The 15,557-nt window shown below is 46.2% G+C and carries 19 protein-coding genes and 1 other annotated feature; of the genes, 1 reads left to right on the top strand and 18 read right to left on the bottom strand.

The genetic code is table 11. The features are described 5' to 3' along the window. Positions 1-69: 69 nt before the first annotated feature. The 18 genes from tnpB to AYR61_RS09215 all read right to left on the bottom strand — a co-directional run bounded on the left by tnpB (position 70) and on the right by AYR61_RS09215 (position 13,957). Complete coding sequence (tnpB, locus tag AYR61_RS09295) at positions 70-423, bottom strand: IS66 family insertion sequence element accessory protein TnpB (RefSeq protein WP_054712984.1); 354 nt, start codon at positions 421-423, stop codon at positions 70-72. Beyond that, positions 404-595, bottom strand: coding sequence for a hypothetical protein (locus tag AYR61_RS09290; protein ID WP_054712986.1), 192 nt, complete (start codon positions 593-595; stop codon positions 404-406). The genes tnpB and AYR61_RS09290 overlap by 20 nt, the downstream gene beginning before the upstream one ends. Positions 596-814: 219 nt before the next feature. Then, positions 815-1,180 carry a 50S ribosomal protein L7/L12 gene (gene rplL, locus AYR61_RS09285; protein WP_054712605.1) on the bottom strand — a complete coding sequence of 122 codons (366 nt, stop codon included), beginning with the start codon at positions 1,178-1,180 and terminating at the stop codon, positions 815-817. A gap of 38 nt (positions 1,181-1,218) precedes the next feature. Next, positions 1,219-1,722, bottom strand: a complete 504-nt coding sequence (gene rplJ, locus AYR61_RS09280; protein ID WP_054712608.1) for a 50S ribosomal protein L10 — start codon at positions 1,720-1,722, stop codon at positions 1,219-1,221. A 23-nt stretch (positions 1,723-1,745) separates the two neighbouring features. Next, positions 1,746-1,872 (bottom strand) — a sequence feature (ribosomal protein L10 leader region). Positions 1,873-1,934: 62 nt separating this feature from the next. Next, positions 1,935-2,627: a 50S ribosomal protein L1 gene (rplA, locus tag AYR61_RS09275; RefSeq protein ID WP_065902735.1), complete on the bottom strand. Its 693-nt coding sequence runs from the start codon at positions 2,625-2,627 to the stop codon at positions 1,935-1,937. Positions 2,628-2,723: 96 nt separating this feature from the next. Continuing rightward, positions 2,724-3,149, bottom strand: coding sequence for a 50S ribosomal protein L11 (rplK, locus tag AYR61_RS09270; RefSeq protein ID WP_056946227.1), 426 nt, complete (start codon positions 3,147-3,149; stop codon positions 2,724-2,726). 156 nt (positions 3,150-3,305) lie between these two features. After that, positions 3,306-3,854, bottom strand: coding sequence for a transcription termination/antitermination protein NusG (gene nusG / locus AYR61_RS09265; RefSeq protein WP_065902733.1), 549 nt, complete (start codon positions 3,852-3,854; stop codon positions 3,306-3,308). Positions 3,855-3,969: 115 nt separating this feature from the next. Then, entirely contained in the window at positions 3,970-4,149 is a 180-nt protein-coding gene (gene secE, locus AYR61_RS09260; RefSeq protein ID WP_054712617.1) for a preprotein translocase subunit SecE, read from the bottom strand. Between the two features lie 32 nt (positions 4,150-4,181). Next, the gene (rpmG, locus tag AYR61_RS14915; RefSeq protein ID WP_082409422.1) at positions 4,182-4,331 is read right to left on the bottom strand and encodes a 50S ribosomal protein L33; all 150 of its coding nucleotides are present in this window, start codon (positions 4,329-4,331) and stop codon (positions 4,182-4,184) included. 80 nt (positions 4,332-4,411) lie between these two features. Further along, positions 4,412-4,975 carry an RNA polymerase sigma factor gene (locus AYR61_RS09255; protein WP_054712620.1) on the bottom strand — a complete coding sequence of 188 codons (564 nt, stop codon included), beginning with the start codon at positions 4,973-4,975 and terminating at the stop codon, positions 4,412-4,414. Between the two features lie 201 nt (positions 4,976-5,176). Continuing rightward, a complete protein-coding gene (locus AYR61_RS09250; RefSeq protein ID WP_054712623.1) occupies positions 5,177-5,713 on the bottom strand; it encodes an NYN domain-containing protein in 537 nt (178 codons plus the stop codon). Positions 5,714-5,833: 120 nt separating this feature from the next. After that, positions 5,834-6,631: a 23S rRNA (guanosine(2251)-2'-O)-methyltransferase RlmB gene (gene rlmB / locus AYR61_RS09245; RefSeq protein WP_082409423.1), complete on the bottom strand. Its 798-nt coding sequence runs from the start codon at positions 6,629-6,631 to the stop codon at positions 5,834-5,836. Next, positions 6,621-7,043, bottom strand: a complete 423-nt coding sequence (locus AYR61_RS09240; RefSeq protein WP_054712626.1) for a Mini-ribonuclease 3 — start codon at positions 7,041-7,043, stop codon at positions 6,621-6,623. The genes rlmB and AYR61_RS09240 overlap by 11 nt, the downstream gene beginning before the upstream one ends. A gap of 11 nt (positions 7,044-7,054) precedes the next feature. Continuing rightward, positions 7,055-8,464, bottom strand: coding sequence for a cysteine--tRNA ligase (gene cysS, locus AYR61_RS09235; RefSeq protein WP_065902731.1), 1,410 nt, complete (start codon positions 8,462-8,464; stop codon positions 7,055-7,057). A gap of 649 nt (positions 8,465-9,113) precedes the next feature. Beyond that, positions 9,114-10,607, bottom strand: coding sequence for a glutamate--tRNA ligase (gene gltX / locus AYR61_RS09230; RefSeq protein ID WP_054711765.1), 1,494 nt, complete (start codon positions 10,605-10,607; stop codon positions 9,114-9,116). 97 nt (positions 10,608-10,704) lie between these two features. Then, positions 10,705-11,913, bottom strand: a complete 1,209-nt coding sequence (locus AYR61_RS09225; protein WP_065902723.1) for a PIN/TRAM domain-containing protein — start codon at positions 11,911-11,913, stop codon at positions 10,705-10,707. A 19-nt stretch (positions 11,914-11,932) separates the two neighbouring features. Further along, a complete protein-coding gene (radA, locus tag AYR61_RS09220; RefSeq protein WP_065902721.1) occupies positions 11,933-13,303 on the bottom strand; it encodes a DNA repair protein RadA in 1,371 nt (456 codons plus the stop codon). A 117-nt stretch (positions 13,304-13,420) separates the two neighbouring features. After that, positions 13,421-13,957 carry a dCTP deaminase/dUTPase family protein gene (locus tag AYR61_RS09215; RefSeq protein ID WP_065902716.1) on the bottom strand — a complete coding sequence of 179 codons (537 nt, stop codon included), beginning with the start codon at positions 13,955-13,957 and terminating at the stop codon, positions 13,421-13,423. A gap of 203 nt (positions 13,958-14,160) precedes the next feature. Here AYR61_RS09215 and AYR61_RS09210 point away from each other — a divergent pair, with 203 nt between their 5' ends. Further along, positions 14,161-15,486, top strand: a complete 1,326-nt coding sequence (locus AYR61_RS09210) for a C1 family peptidase (protein ID WP_156319363.1) — start codon at positions 14,161-14,163, stop codon at positions 15,484-15,486. The last annotated feature ends 71 nt before the right edge of the window (positions 15,487-15,557 follow it).

The raw sequence follows: 15,557 nt of genomic DNA, 5'->3' as shown, positions 1-15,557 counted from the left end.
CGCATTCACTCCTTTCCGTATATAAGAGTTGTTGAAATGAGTTTACCACTCGCTAAACGGGTTTAAAAGCTATTTTTTGTGACCCGGTGGGGTCACTTGATGAATGGTCGACTCCAGCGACCACCCGCTCAGGAGACGAAGTAACTGTTTGGGATTTAGCTTACGAATTGCAGCTTGATCAACTGGCCATTGGAGTCGACCATTCTCAATTCGTTTGTATAATAACAGGAATCCGTCACCATCCCAGTACAGTGCTTTGAATCGGTCTTTACGACTCCCGCAGAACAAATATAACGCGCTGTTATATGGGTCCAAATCAAATTGATCTTGAACCACCCCAGCTAGACCATCAATTCCTTTTCTTAAATCTGTTTTTCCGCAGACCAGAAAGATCTGATGAAGCTTATTTTGGTCGATTATCATCGCTAAACACCGCCTTTAGGAATGCATCTAAAATATAACCATTAATGTGATTGTAGATAATGACAGATTTGTTGGTGCCGACTTTGATGTGCATTGCTTTCGTCGTAACCGTTGGTTGCGACTGTGGCGTTTGACCCATGCGAATTTGAACAATATCAGGTTTTTCAGTCATAAAAAATTACCTCACCAATTTTATTTGATGAGGTAATCGTAAATCATTTTAGAGTTGATTTGAATACGGTCGGTTATCTACTGCTTACTTTTATCGTGCGTGTCTTAGAGAATCAATTGTAAATAAAAAAAGCGTCCGAGGAATTGAGTTAATCCTCAGACGCTTTTTTATCTTAATATTCAAAAAAAAGACCCCATAACGGGATCTTTTAAAACGCAATTACTTAAGAGTAACCACGCCACCAACTTCTTCAAGCTTAGCCTTGATGTCGTTAGCTTCGTCTTCAGTAACGCCTTCCTTGATAACTGAAGGTACTGAGTCAACAAGCCCCTTAGCATCCTTCAAACCAAGACCGGTGATTTCACGAACGGCCTTAATAGCCTTAACCTTTTGGTCGCCTGATTCAGTTAATTCAACATCGTATGAATCCTTAGCAGCGCCACCATCGGCACCTGCAGCAGCAACTGCAACTGGAGCAGCAGCTGAAACGTCGAATTCTTCTTCGATTGCCTTAACAAGGTCGTTTAAATCTGAGATTGATGCTTCTTTTAATGAAGCAATGATGGAATCTTTATCAAAAGCCATTATATTTTCCTCCAATAATTGGGATTTAGTAGTAGAGCTTAGGCTGCGTCGCCTTCGCCTTTATCTGCAACTGCCTTAACGGCACGAGCAATTTTACGCATAGGATCTGACAATGCACTAGCAAGCATTGACAACAATTCTTCACGACTTGGCATCGTAGCGTAAGTGTTAATTTCGTCAACGGAAACAACCTTATCTTCGATGATCCCACCCTTAATAGAGAGGGCGTCGTGGCTATCAGCGAACTTCTTCAAGATCTTAGCAGGTGCAATCGCATCTTCATCAGAAAATGCAACGGCTGTAGGACCAGAGAAGACTTCTTCAAGACCTTCGTAACCAGCTTTGTCAGCGGCACGGGTCAAGATCTTGTTCTTGATAACGCTCATTGAAACACCAGCATCACGTAATTGCTTACGTAAGTCGGTGACTTCTTCAACGGTTAAACCACGGTAGTCAACCACAACAGCTGAGGTAGCGGCGTTGAAACGTTCAACGACGGCGTCAACAGCTTGTGCTTTAACTGCGATAGCTTCTTTACTCATTAATGTCACCTCCTGTTATTTTATCTGGGAATAAAAAATCCCTATGTCCGCCAGACATAGAGAGAAAGTCAGGATAAACCTGAAACTCTTCCTCGGCAGGTAAATTAAGGCTTTCGCCACCTGAGTCTTGGGCAGAACAAACATCAACTTAACCAGAATACTTGATTCTCAGTTAAAAGTCAACATGGGATTTTTCAATTTAACGGGTTGGCTTACAGAGTGGTAACGTCAACGTTAACACTTGGGCCAAAGGTTGAAGCGATAGAAACGTGTTGAACGTATGTCCCCTTAACGGCAGCAGGCCGTGCAGTGATCACAACGTTGGCAATCGTCTTCAAGTTTTCAACCAACTTGTCGGCATCGAATGATACCTTACCAACAGGAACAGCAACGTTACCGTCACGGTCAGTCCGGTAAGTTACCTTACCAGCCTTAGAATCGTTAACAGCCTTCGTTACGTCCATGGTAACAGTCCCAGTCTTAGGGTTAGGCATTAAGCCCTTAGGTCCAAGAACCCGACCTAAACGACCAACTTGGGCCATCATATCTGGCGTTGCAATGGCAACGTCAAAGTCCAACCAGCCGTCTTGGATCTTAGCAACTAAGTCGTCGTCGCCGACAAAGTCAGCACCGGCAGCTTCGGCATCCTTAGCCTTGTCACCCTTAGCAAACACGATAACAGTCTGATCTTTACCAGTTCCGTTTGGTAAAACAACGGCACCACGTAATTGTTGGTCAGCTTGCTTCGTATCTACGTTTAACTTCATTGCAATTTCGATGGTAGCATCGAACTTAGCAAAGTCGATCTTCTTTACTAAATCAACCGCTTCTTCAATGGTGTAAAGCTTTTCAGCATCTACATTCTTGACAGCGTCTTGATAGTTTTTACCTCTTTTATGAGCCATATTGTGTTTTCCTCCTTGCAAATGTGGTGATAACGGATTGTCCTCCCACTTGATACATTTGTTTTAACAAAGTATCCGTAGTGTTAATAGCTGGGATTAACCTTCTACAGTGAAGCCCATGCTACGAGCAGTACCTTCAACCATGCGCATAGCTGCTTCAACGTCAGCGGCGTTTAGGTCTTGCATTTTGGTTTCAGCAATTTCCTTAACTTGAGCCTTGGTTACCGTAGCAACCTTCTTCGTGTTAGGTTCGCCTGAACCATGTTCAACACCGGCAGCCTTCTTCAAAAGAACGGCGGCTGGTGGTGTCTTGGTAATGAAGTCGAATGAACGATCCTCATATACCGTAATGACAACTGGAATGATCATCCCAGCTTGATCGGCAGTACGAGCGTTGAAATCCTTCGTAAAGCCCATGATGTTAATTCCGGCTTGGCCCAATGCTGGTCCAACTGGAGGGGCTGGTGTTGCTTTACCCGCAGGAATTTGCAATTTAACAATGTTAGCTACTTTTTTAGCCACGAGACATACCTCCTTGAGTCCGTGTTGTGGTAAATGGAGAGCTGATTTCTCCTCCCACATTGTATGCAACGCATACTCATACAAGTTACCACAACTCATTACAAATGCCAAGGTTTTTCTCAGATAATCTGAGTTTCAAACCCGACAATAACTGTTTTAAACGACGGGATCCACTTGGTCAAAGTTCAGTTCGGTACTGGTTTCACGACCGAACATATCGATGTTGACCTTGAGCTTCATCTTTTTATGGTCAACTTCGGTGATCTTACCTTCCAAACCAGAAAAGGCGCCGTCAACGATCTTGACCGTATCGCCTTCGTCAACGTCAAGGTCCTCGTGACGACTGCTCATCCCAAGGCGCTTCAAGATTAGGTCAACTTCGTCAGGCAACAGCGGCGTTGGTTTTGACCCCTGCCCATGTGACCCGATAAAGCCGGTAACACCTGGTGTGTTCCGGACGATGTACCAAGCTTGGTCAGTCATGACCATTTCAACCAGAACGTAGCCTGGGAAGGTCTTGTCCATCTTGATCTTTTCCTTACCGTTCTTAACTTCGCGTTCCTCTTCTTCTGGAACGACGACCCGGAAAATAAAGTCGGCCATTCCCATGGATTGGGCCCGTGATTCCAAGTTCATCTTCACCTTGTTCTCGTAACCAGAATAGGTATGTAAGACGTACCATTGCTTTTCAGCTGATTCAACCATGTGTGTTGTCATCCTCTCGTTAAAACCTGTTTACTATCAAAATTAAGTCAAAATAAAAAAACTTCGACAACGCGCGAAGTTTCTCAACAAAACTATTATATCATAAATTTTGAATTTATGAAGCTAATATCTTCAGTCCTGCTTGAACCAAGTAATCAACCAACCCTAAGAAGATGGCCATTGAAATCGCGAGCCAAAGCACGCTGCTGACATCTTTTCGAGTTTGTTTAGCGTTTGGCCAAGACACCTGCTTCATTTCGTCTTTGACCGCTACTAAAAATCTAAAAAATCGCATAGGAACCTCCTGATGCACCGTGCATCGTGAGCCTAACGGGTCTCGCGATGCAACGTGTGCTTACCGCAATACTTACAATATTTATTAACTTCTAGTCTTACTTTTCGGTTGGGATTGGCGGGAATTGTATAGTTCCGTGATCCGCAAACAGAACATGCTAACGCAACTTTTCTTTGAGCCACGAGAACACCTCCTTATAGCAAACTTGATTCTATCATGCACAAGAATCACAGTCAAACACCAATAAGACTATTATACACGTTTAGCGATGAAATTTCTGCCTGACACGTTCGCGGGTGTTGTGTAATTGATTTTTATCGATGTGCAGCAGCGCCATGATCTCCTCATCATTTTTCCCAAGGATCGTCAACACAACTAGCGCGCGTTCACGCTTCGAACACAGGTCCCGTAACACAACAATGTTGTTTTCCCGCACCATAGCGACGTCATCCGGCAACGCCAACGCATCCATCATCGTCATCGACATCCCATCACCAAATGAATCGAGTGAAAGCAACGGCTCGTCTGCTTTGCGTTTCAGGGCGTTTTCCCGTCTGATCAGATCACGGCGTCGATTGATCAGTGCCCGCTTCAAATACGATCCAAAAGCACGTTCTCGGGCAATGTTGAAGTGGCCAATGATCTTCCAAAGCACCAGCATCCCCTCTTGAAACCAATCGTCAAAATCAAGGTCCAGGGCCTGTGTCTTGCTATGGATACTAATGATCAGCGGCCGATACCGACCTGCTACTTCGTTAAATGCCTGTACGTCACTGTCCTTCGCCATTGCAACTAACTGCCAGTCCGTTAGCTTTGAATAGTCCATGCTGCTGCCTCCGTTGTGAATTTAATGGCTTCACTATAGCAAGCAGCAGTGGGATTGAAAGCGAACACACTGGGTTTGATTCAATTGTAAAGGTGAACCAATGTCGCGGCTTAACTGTCCCATAATCAGCAGTTATGCGGCATCTGGACTATACCAATAATCATTTGTATCTCTAACCTTTACATAATCTTTACATTGGCCTTATTTTTTCGAAGGATCGTCTCCGAGGTGATCACGTAATTTTTCAAGTTTCAGCAACTGGCCTTGACTCCAAGGCGACCGACGTACCTGACCGAGGTCAGCATACTTGACCGCTTGCGTGTGAACTTCCTTGCGGGTTCGGTTAATATCGGTCAGGAGTTCCCCTGCTGGGATCCGAAGCGCGCCCTCTGAAAAAATCGTCCACTGTTCCGCCTGATCACTCGTTGCAACTGTGACTTGTGTAAATCGGGTCTGTTTTTCCTTAGTCAGCGCCTCAATGTATTCATCCGCGGTCTCGTCCTGCCCGGTCCAAACGACCTGTAACCCATAGTGATCATATTTTTGCGAAATCCCTGGAACGTACATCGCGTCAAACACAACAATGATCGTGGTTTTTAAATACTTACGATACTCCGACAGCGTGGCCAATAACTGGTCTCTGGCGTCCTCCATGCGATTAGCTTGCTTCAGCCGATTCAGATCAGGCCAGTTACCAATCATGTTGTACGCATCGACGATTAAAATATCTTTTTTCATCTACTCACCTACTTTCGGGTTACCCTTAATTTTTTATCAAACTAATCAAGATAGCGAAAGAAGCAAAAATTCTGACCGAATTTCTGCTTCCCCACGCTTCAACTGTTCAATTCTAATCGCCTATAGCGGATTCCGGGATTGAAAGGCTTGATACATCAGCAGACTTGCAGCCACACTAGCATTCAAGCTTTGCACATGGCCGACCATTGGAATCGTCAGCATTTCATCCACTGACTTTTTGAGCAATGGTGAAATGCCCTTGCCTTCGTTTCCAATAATGATGCCGACCGGTCCCTTAGCATCGAAATGCCGGTAATCGGTGCCAGCCATGTCAGTGCCAAAGATCCATAGGCCACGATCTTTTAATTCCTTGACGGTGTTTACCAAATTAGTCACTCGCGCAACCGGCATGTATTCGATGGCCCCCGTCGACGTTTTAGCAACGACTGAGGTTAACCCAACGGCGCGCCGTTTTGGAATGATGATGCCGTGAGCGCCAACAGCATCCGCCGTTCGCATGATGGACCCGAGATTATGCGGATCGTTAATATCGTCAAGAATTAAGAAAAACGGCGGTTGTTCACTCTTAGCAGCGTTGTCAAACAGGTCGTCGATCGTTGCATAGTGGTAAGCAGCAACAGCTAGAACAACTCCCTGATGATTTTCACCGGGCACCAGTCGCTCCAGCTTTGTCTTTGGCACCATCTGAACGATCAGTTTGCGTTTTTTGGCCAACTTCACAATATCGCCAATGATGTCGTTTTTAAGACCTTCTTGAATGAAGACTTTGTTAATATCTTGGTCACTCTTTAACGCCGAAACAGCTGGGTGCCGGCCGATGATAAAGTCGGTCTGCTCCTCTGTGTCGGTGTCTGGCTGTGCTTGTTTTTGTTCTGGTTTTGTATGATTAGTCTTCATTTACTAAACTCCCTGATTCAACCTGTTCAATACACCAGTGTGCCAGCCAGTTGAGCCGATCCATCTGGTCACTGAGATAAAGGTACCCAAACAGAGCTTCAAACCCCGTTGATACCCGATACGTTAGCACGCTGGTGTTTTTAGCGTGAGTGTAGCTTTTGGCGTTACGGCCACGGTGAAAATAATCCTGTTCCGTTTCCGTTAAAATTGCATCCTTGGTCATTTTATCGATCAGCGCTGCCTGGGCCTTTGCTGACACGTAATTTGTGGCTTGGTGATGTAACTTGGTCGGCTTAGTTAAGCCTGCCTCGATTAAGTGACGCCGAATAAAAACTTCATAGATGGCATCGCCCATGTAGGCTAATGCGATTCCGTTGAGTTGCTGATAATCTCCTTGTGTTTCCTCGCTCATACTGTTCCTTCCTATTTTTCGCGATGCCAACGGGTCCCCTGCGGCGTATCCTCTAAGATAATGCCCTGGGCCTTGAGTTGTTCGCGAATTTCATCACTGCGGCTAAAATCACGGTTTTTCCGGGCGTCGATTCGTTCTTGGATCAAGGCTTCAATGCCGTCATCGTTTAAGCTTTCAGCAGCCAATTGAATTCCAAAAATGTTAACTAACTCCGTTAACGTCTTTAGGATAAAGGCAATGCTGTCCTTGAAGACAACTGGCCGTTCAGCGTAGACGTTAGCAAGTTTTGCTAACTCGTACACTTCAGCAATCCCGTTTTGAACGTTAAAATCGTCATCCATAGCATCAACAAAATCAGCTTCGATCTGGTGAATCTCTTGTTCCGTCTTAGGATCATTGCCTTCTTCAGCATCGTCCAACCGGTAGTGTAAATTATTGAACGCTGTCTGCAGGTGCTTCAAGTTATTGTTAGCATCTTCCAAGTTTGCTTGGGTGTACTGAATTGGCCGCCGATACTGGGTGGTTGCCATGAAGAACCGCAGTACTTGCGGATTTTCAGTCTTGAGTAAATCATGTACCATCACAAAATTACCGAGTGATTTACTCATTTTTTCGTTGTCGTCGCCAACGGTCACAAACCCATTGTGCAACCAATAGTTTGCAAACTTTTCACCGGTTTTGGCTTCACTTTGGGCAATCTCATTTTCATGGTGCGGAAAGGTCAGATCCTGACCGCCACCATGGATGTCAAAGTTATCACCCAGGTATTTAGTGGCCATGACTGAGCATTCAATATGCCAGCCTGGACGTCCCTTCCCCCATGGCGAATCCCAAGAGATCTCATCAGCTTTAGCACCCTTCCAAAGCGCAAAATCAATGGGATCTTCCTTGCGAGCAACTTCTTCAGGATCCGTATGCTGACTCGCGCCAACTTCCAGATCATCGATGTTTTGGTGGGACAACTTGCCATAGTCCTTAAATTTCCGGGCCCGGTAGTAAACGTCCCCTTCTGATTCATACGCATAGCCTTTGGCAACGAGTGCCTGAACAAAGGCGATAATATCCTTAATGTTTTCGGTTGCCCGTGGATGCTTGGTTGCCGGTTCGATGTTCAATGCATTGGTGTCTTCCATAAAGGCATTGATGTATTTTTCGGCAATGGCTGGCACCGTGGTATTGGCTTCCTTAGCAGCTTTGATCATTTTGTCATCAACATCCGTAAAGTTGGAGAGGTAGTTGACGTGATACCCTTTATATTCGAAATAACGGCGAATCGTGTCAAAGGCAATGGCACTGCGCGCGTTCCCAATGTGAATGTAATTGTAGACGGTTGGCCCACAGACGTACATGTTCACGATCCCAGAGGTAATGGGTGTGAACACTTCTTTTTGCCGTGTGAGCGTATTAAATACTTTTAACATGTACGCTGTTCCCCTTCCGATTAATCGTAAATTCATTTTAGCATATTGTGGGAGTGGGTGAAAGGAGATAGAGTGCGGAAGTGGGGCGGTTAAAGGGTGGAGCCTAGAGGACTTTGGACATAAATTTCCGGTTTTGAAATTTGTGGCCGAAGTCCTCTAGGTGCAACCCTTTGCCCCATGGAGCACGTTTCGACTAGATAAACGGTAAACACACTTAAACATCCTTGATAGTTGGCTATTAAGCGAGCAGAGTGCGGAAGTGGGGCGGTTAAAGGGTGGAGCCTAGAGGACTTTGGACATAAATTTTCGGTTTTGAAATTTGTGGCCGAAGTCCCCTAGGTGCAACCCTTTGCCCCATGGAGCACGTTTCGGCTAGATAAACAGTAAACACACTTAAACATCCTTGGCATTTGGTTATTAAGCGAGCAGAGTGCGAAGCAAGGCGCTTTGAGGGCGGAGCAGAGGCCAACTCTGGCGGAAAATCCCGGGCTTGGATTTTTTGCCAGAGTTGGTCTCTGCAGGAGCCCTCAGCCTTGCTGAGCACGTTTCCGCTAGATAACCGATAAACCGCATAACTCTCCCCACCGACAAAACAAGGACCCGCACCAACCGGCAACGGGTCCCCACAAAAATCTATACACACTAAAAATTAAAGATTTTCCAACTGTTTCAAAGTCTGGTCAACGTGTTCTAAAGTCTTCTCACGGCCAACCAATTCAATAGATTCAGGTAACTCAGGCCCGTGCATTTCATGGGTCACAGCGATCCGAATCGGCATCCAGAGCTGACGGCCCTTAATGCCAGTGTCCTTTTGAATGGCCTTAATGGTTGCGAGAATCTTCACCTTATCAAAGATTGGTAATTCCTTGATCCGGGCAGCGAATTCCTTCAATACAACGGGTGCAGTCTCATTTGAAATCTCTTCCAACGCTTCACCTGAAACTTCGGCTGGTTCGTGGAAGAAGACATCCGCCATCTCGTTGATCTGAGCCATGTAGCTCATCTGTTGTTTGTAAACATTGATCAGTTTACGCGCCCATTCAACAGTCTTGGCATCTGGATTTTCTTCGATGTTGCCAGCTTCGATCAATTGCTGCAAGGCCAGATCCATAACAACGTCTTCATCAGATGACTTCACATATTGATTGTTGATCCATTCCAGCTTCTTCTTATCAAAGGTGGCTGGTGACTTGCTCAACCGTTTTTCGTCGTACATCTTGACGAATTCCTTGAGCGAGAAGATTTCCTCTTCGCCCTTTGGTGACCAGCCCAGCAAAATGATGAAGTTGAGTAAGGCATCCGGCAGGTAGCCCAACTTACGATATTGTTCGATAAATTGGAGCACAGTTTCATCTCGCTTAGATAACTTCTTACCTGTATCCTTGCTGATGATCAAGCTCATGTGGCCAAACTTAGGTGCTTCCCACCCAAAGGCCTCATAAACCATTAATTGCTTTGGCGTGTTGGCCACGTGATCATCGCCACGGAACACGTGACTGATCTTCATTAAATGGTCATCCAAAACAACCGCAAAGTTGTACGTTGGGATGCCATCGGCCTTCACAATGACAAAGTCACCACCAATGGTGTCAGATTCAAAGGAAACCTTGCCCTTAACCATGTCATCCCAGGCATAGGTCTTGTGTTCTGGCACGCGGAAACGAATAACGGGCTTGAGACCATTTGCTTCAGCTTCAGCCATCTTGGCCTGAATTTCGTCATCGCTCATACCAGCGTATTCGTATTCATAGTGCGGCATTTCGTGACGGGCACGTTGCGCTTCACGATCAGCCTCTAATTCATCTTCGGTCTTGTATGATTTGTAGGCTTTGTCTTCATCAAGCAATTGTTGAATGTAAGGCTTGTAGATGTCCATCCGTTCAGATTGACGGTAAGGACCAACATCGCCGGGCTTGTCAGGACCTTCATCCCAATCCAACCCTAACCAACGTAGGTTATCCAGTTGGCTTTTTTCACCATCTGCCACGTTACGTTTTGTATCGGTATCCTCGATCCGAATAATGAACTTACCCTTGTAGTGCCGTGCAAATAAGTAGTTAAACAGCGCTGTCCGGGCGTTACCAATATGCAAGTGGCCAGTAGGGCTTGGTGCATAGCGAACGCGAATTGAATCTTTTGCCAATGTAGTTTCCGCCTCTCAATTAATTAATCTCTCGGTTATTCACCGCTAATTTGTCACATCAAATAACAGTGTACAATGGAATATTCAAAAAGAAAAGTTACTTCCCCTGCTTCTTGCCATTTTGTTTGTGATTATTTTGCTGGTGCGGCGCTTTTTTGTCCGTCTCCGCCTTCTCAGTAATTTCGTTTTGCGAATGTGCCGGCTTGGCAAAGATCATCCGGCCAGCATCCGTCTGAATAGCTGACGTGACAACAACATCCAAGTGCTGGTTCAGGTAGAAACGCCCGTCTTCAACCACGACCATGGTGCCGTCATCCAAGTAAGCAACCCCCTGCTGGCGCTCAGTCCCATTTTTAACCACCATCACGTTAAGGTGCTCTCCCGGAATGACCCGCGGCTTGAGCGCATTTGCTAACGCATTGATGTTCAATACCTGCACGTTTTGGAATTCAATGACCTTGTTGAGGTTATAGTCGTTGGTGACGATGACGCCGTTGATATCCTTTGCAAGTCTGATCAATTTACTATCAACTTCTGAAATGTCGTCGTAGTCGCCTTCGTACATTTCGATTGGAATGATATTTTCATTTTGCAGCTTATTTAAGATATCAAGTCCGCGGCGGCCACGGACGCGTTTGATGCTGTCACTTGAATCTGCAATGTACTGCAGTTCATACAACACGAAGTTTGGCACCAGTAAAGTTCCTTCGATGAAGCCCGTTTTCACAAGATCATAGATTCGACCATCGATCAAGATGTTGGTGTCAAGGATCTTGTAATGGTGATAGTTCTTGTCAATGGGTTTGTCGATAATGGTCTCACCACTATCTGCCACCCCCTCGGCCTTTCTTGAACGGAACTGGAACAGCCGCCGCCATTCGTCGCGTTTCGTTGTTCCGATCCTAAACCCAAGATAGCCAAACAACATCATCAAGACGATCGGAATAATGCCACTGAACAGTGGTGAGTTCAACCGGGTTAACGGAGTTGAAATCAGAATGGCAAAAACGAGTCCGATAATCGTTGACACACTGCCAAAGAACAGGTAAGCAGGGCTCTTTGACGAGAGTGCCTTTTCAAAATCATTGATCAGGCGCTCGATGAAACCTGATAATAATAGGGATAATAGCCAAAAAACTAAGGCCCCGATCAATGAATTTGTTAAGACGTTGTTGTACCAGTTGCGCTCGGCCAGCCCCGCGATTGCCCAAACAACGGGCAAGTACACGGCGCCAACACCGAGTCCTACAATTGCAAAAATAAGTTGAATAATAAGTCGTTCTCTTCTCGACTGTTTGTCCTTCAATGAATGCACCTCCGTCTAATTATTTCGGTAAAATCAATTTCAATGCTTGCTTGATCGTTGTGACGCCGACCACCTCGATACCAGTTGGTGCCGTCCAGTCCTCAAGATTGTTCTTAGGGACGTAGATCTTCTTAAACCCAAGTTTCTGGGCTTCGTTGATCCGACTTTCGATTCGGTTCACCCGTCGGATCTCACCCGTCAGCCCAATTTCACCAACGTAACATTCCTCTGGATTCGTGCCCTGATCACGATAAGAACTGGCAATACTAATGGCTAACGCTAAGTCAATCGCTGGTTCGTCAAGTTTGACGCCCCCGGCAGCCTTGATGTACGCATCCTGGTTTTGCAACATGATGCTTGCCCGCTTTTCAAGGACGGCCATGATCAACGAGACCCGGTTCCGATCGACACCTGAAGCTGTCCGTTGCGCGTTCCCAAAAACAGAGGGGGTGATCAATGCTTGGATCTCGACCAGAATCGGCCGGGTCCCTTCCATCGAAACTACGATCGATGACCCGGTCGCATCTTCCAAGCGCTCCTCTAAGAAAATCTCGGACGGGTTCTTCACTTCCTGCAACCCATCTTCCTGCATCTCAAAGATGCCCAACTCGTTTGTAGAGCCAAACCGGTTCTTAACGGCCCGTAAGATCCGGTACGTATGGTGCAAGTCCCCCTCAAAGTAGAGCACCGTATCCACCATATGTTCTAAGATCTTTGGACCAGCGATGGCGCCGCCCTTGGTCACGTGACCAACGACAAAGATGGTCACACCCTGAGTTTTAGCGATTCGCATCAATTCAGCCGTCACTTCCCGAATTTGCGACACTGATCCGACGGCTGATTGAATATCTGGTTCAGACATAGTCTGTACCGAATCGATCACCACGTAGTCTGGCTTCATCGAGGCGATGTTTTCCTTGATTCGTCCCATATCCGTTTCCGGATAGAGATAAAGGTTGTCACTTGCGACACTTAATCGATTTGCTCGCATCTTGATCTGGTTAGCACTTTCCTCACCAGAAACATACAGCACTGTGCCACCGGTCTGGCTTAGCTGACCGGAAACCTGTAATAGTAATGTCGACTTACCAATCCCGGGATCACCACCAATTAATACAAGTGACCCAGGCACGACACCACCACCCAAAGCCCGGTTTAATTCCGCCATTTGGGTCTTGATTCGCGGCTCCTTCTCGGTGGAAACTGCTGCTAATTTTTCTGGCTTTGCCAACGTGCCTGACACCGTCGCATGAGAAACTGGTGCGGCAGCTGATTCAACAACTTCTTCAACAAGCGTATTCCACTTGCCACAGTTGGGACAACGCCCCAAGAATCGGGGTGCTTGGTACCCACAATTCTGACAAATAAATTGCGTTTTTGCTTTTGCCAATCTCGTTCCTCCTAAATCACGATCATCAACACTTTGACTATTACTAACCAAACTCTATTTTAGCATAATCTCGGCGTTCTTGAACCGTTAACGTTTCGCCTTAATGCTTTCTTAAATTTATCGGCCTGAAGAGCCAAACCCGCCCTTGCGTTGTTGTCTTGGTTGGGCTTCGTTATCCGCCGTTAAATAGTTCAAAAAGATGCCCTGGCCGATTCGGTCGCCCTTTTTGATCAGGACATCCGTCAGGCCAAAGTTCAAGACCTGCATAAAGATCTCGCCTTCGTTACTATCATTGTTGTAGTAGTCAGCATCGATCACACCGATCCCGTTTGGAATCACCAGCCCGCGCTTGAGTGGATTGCTGGATCGGTTGGCTAGGATCAGCACTTCGTCGGCACCCATGTAAGCCTTGATCCCCGTGGGAATCAGAAACGGTTTTAGAATCGCCTTCGCCTTATCAGTTTCCGCCGCCGACACCGTTTCTTGATGCCAGATTGCCCATAGCACCTTTAAAAAATTCAATTTCCAAATTGACGGTACGGTAAAGTCAACCGCACTCTCAAAATCATACCCCGCTGCTTGCTGTGTTGACCGATACGGCACCCGTAAGTCCTTATCCGTATACGATGAAACAATTTCAAAACCACGTGTCATAGTGATGTCTACTCCCTTCAGTCGTGTTTCTGATTAAAAAACGTTTCTTTATATCTTACACTATCCAACCGCTGAAAGCACCCCGAATTATGTCCCAAAACAAGCAATCATGTGAGTTCCTTCGCGCTTTAAATTGGGGTACAATGAGAGAATACTAATAAGGGAGTGTGAGTCTTTTGCCTCAAAATTCATCTAACGCTGCCATCAGCAGTGATCAAATTTCACGTTATCAAGACCAGTTCAACCAACGCAAAGATGCGCAAGTCATCGAACGCGCATTGACCCACCAAGGCATTTTGGCAACCAGTGCCGACTATGCCTCTGATACGGATATGTCACCGGTTTTTTCAATCGACCTGGACACCGGTAAAGTTGCGAATCAAAAACAATCCGGCCGTTGCTGGATGTTTGCCGCGCTCAACACCATGCGGCACCACCTCGCTGATCTCTTTAAACTCAGCGACTTTGAACTCTCCCAAAACTACACGTTCTTCTGGGACAAGTTCGAAAAAGCGAACTACTTCTATCAAAACGTGTTAAACACGGCAGACCAGCCGCTGGATAGCCGCAAGGTCGCCTTCTTAATGACCACGCCGCAACAGGATGGCGGTCAGTGGGACATGCTGTGTGCCATCATTGAAAAGTACGGGATCGTCCCAAAGTCAGTGATGCCAGAAACGTACAGCAGTTCAAAGTCAGCCGACCTCAATAAGGTCCTTAATAAAAAACTACGTAAAGATGCTGTGACGTTACGAAAATTAAGCGCAGAAAATGCGAGCGATGCTGATATCGCTGCTGCGCGCGACACCATGTTAGGCGAAGTGTATAACATTTTATGCTACACCCTTGGCGAACCAACGCAGACCTTTGACTTTGAATACCGCGATGATGACCACAATTACCACCTTGATAAGGACCTGACACCAAAGTCCTTCTATGACAAGTACGTTGGTTGGAACCTGGACGACTACGTTTCAGTTATCAACGCGCCAACCGCTGACAAGCCTTACAATAAGACCTACACCGTCGAAATGCTGGGCAACGTGTTGGGCGGTCGAGAAGTGAAGCATTTAAACCTCACCATGGCTGACTTCAAGGCACTCGCTATCAAGCAGTTGCAAGACGGGCAAAGTGTCTGGTTCGGCTGTGATGTTGGTCAGTCTTCCGACCGGCAAAAAGGGATTATGGATCTGAATGCTTACAACAAAAATGAGCTGCTAGGCACTGATCTAACGATGACCAAAGCGGAACGACTCGATTATGCTGAAAGTCTCATGACCCATGCCATGGTGCTCACCGGCGTTGACTTAGTTGACGGCAAGCCAACCAAGTGGAAGGTTGAAAATTCCTGGGGTGACAAGGTCGGAACTAAGGGCTTCTTCGTGATGAGCGACCGGTGGATGGATGAATTCTGCTACCAAGTCGTTGTGAACAAGAAATACCTCAGCGATGACCTGTTAAAGGCCCAAGCTGAAGAACCAACTGTCCTATTACCATGGGATCCAATGGGTGCTTTGGCAGCTAACTAACGTCTAATAACGATAAAAGAGCTCGAGGGATTAAGTTTCTCGAGCTCTTTTTTGGTTTATTTTACTGGGCG

It is taken from the genome of Secundilactobacillus paracollinoides (assembly GCF_001702155.1).
In the GTDB taxonomy this organism is placed as follows: Bacteria; Bacillota; Bacilli; order Lactobacillales; family Lactobacillaceae; genus Secundilactobacillus; species Secundilactobacillus paracollinoides.
Note: the sequence above shows the minus strand (reverse complement) of the source record. Positions and strands in the feature narration are given on the sequence as shown.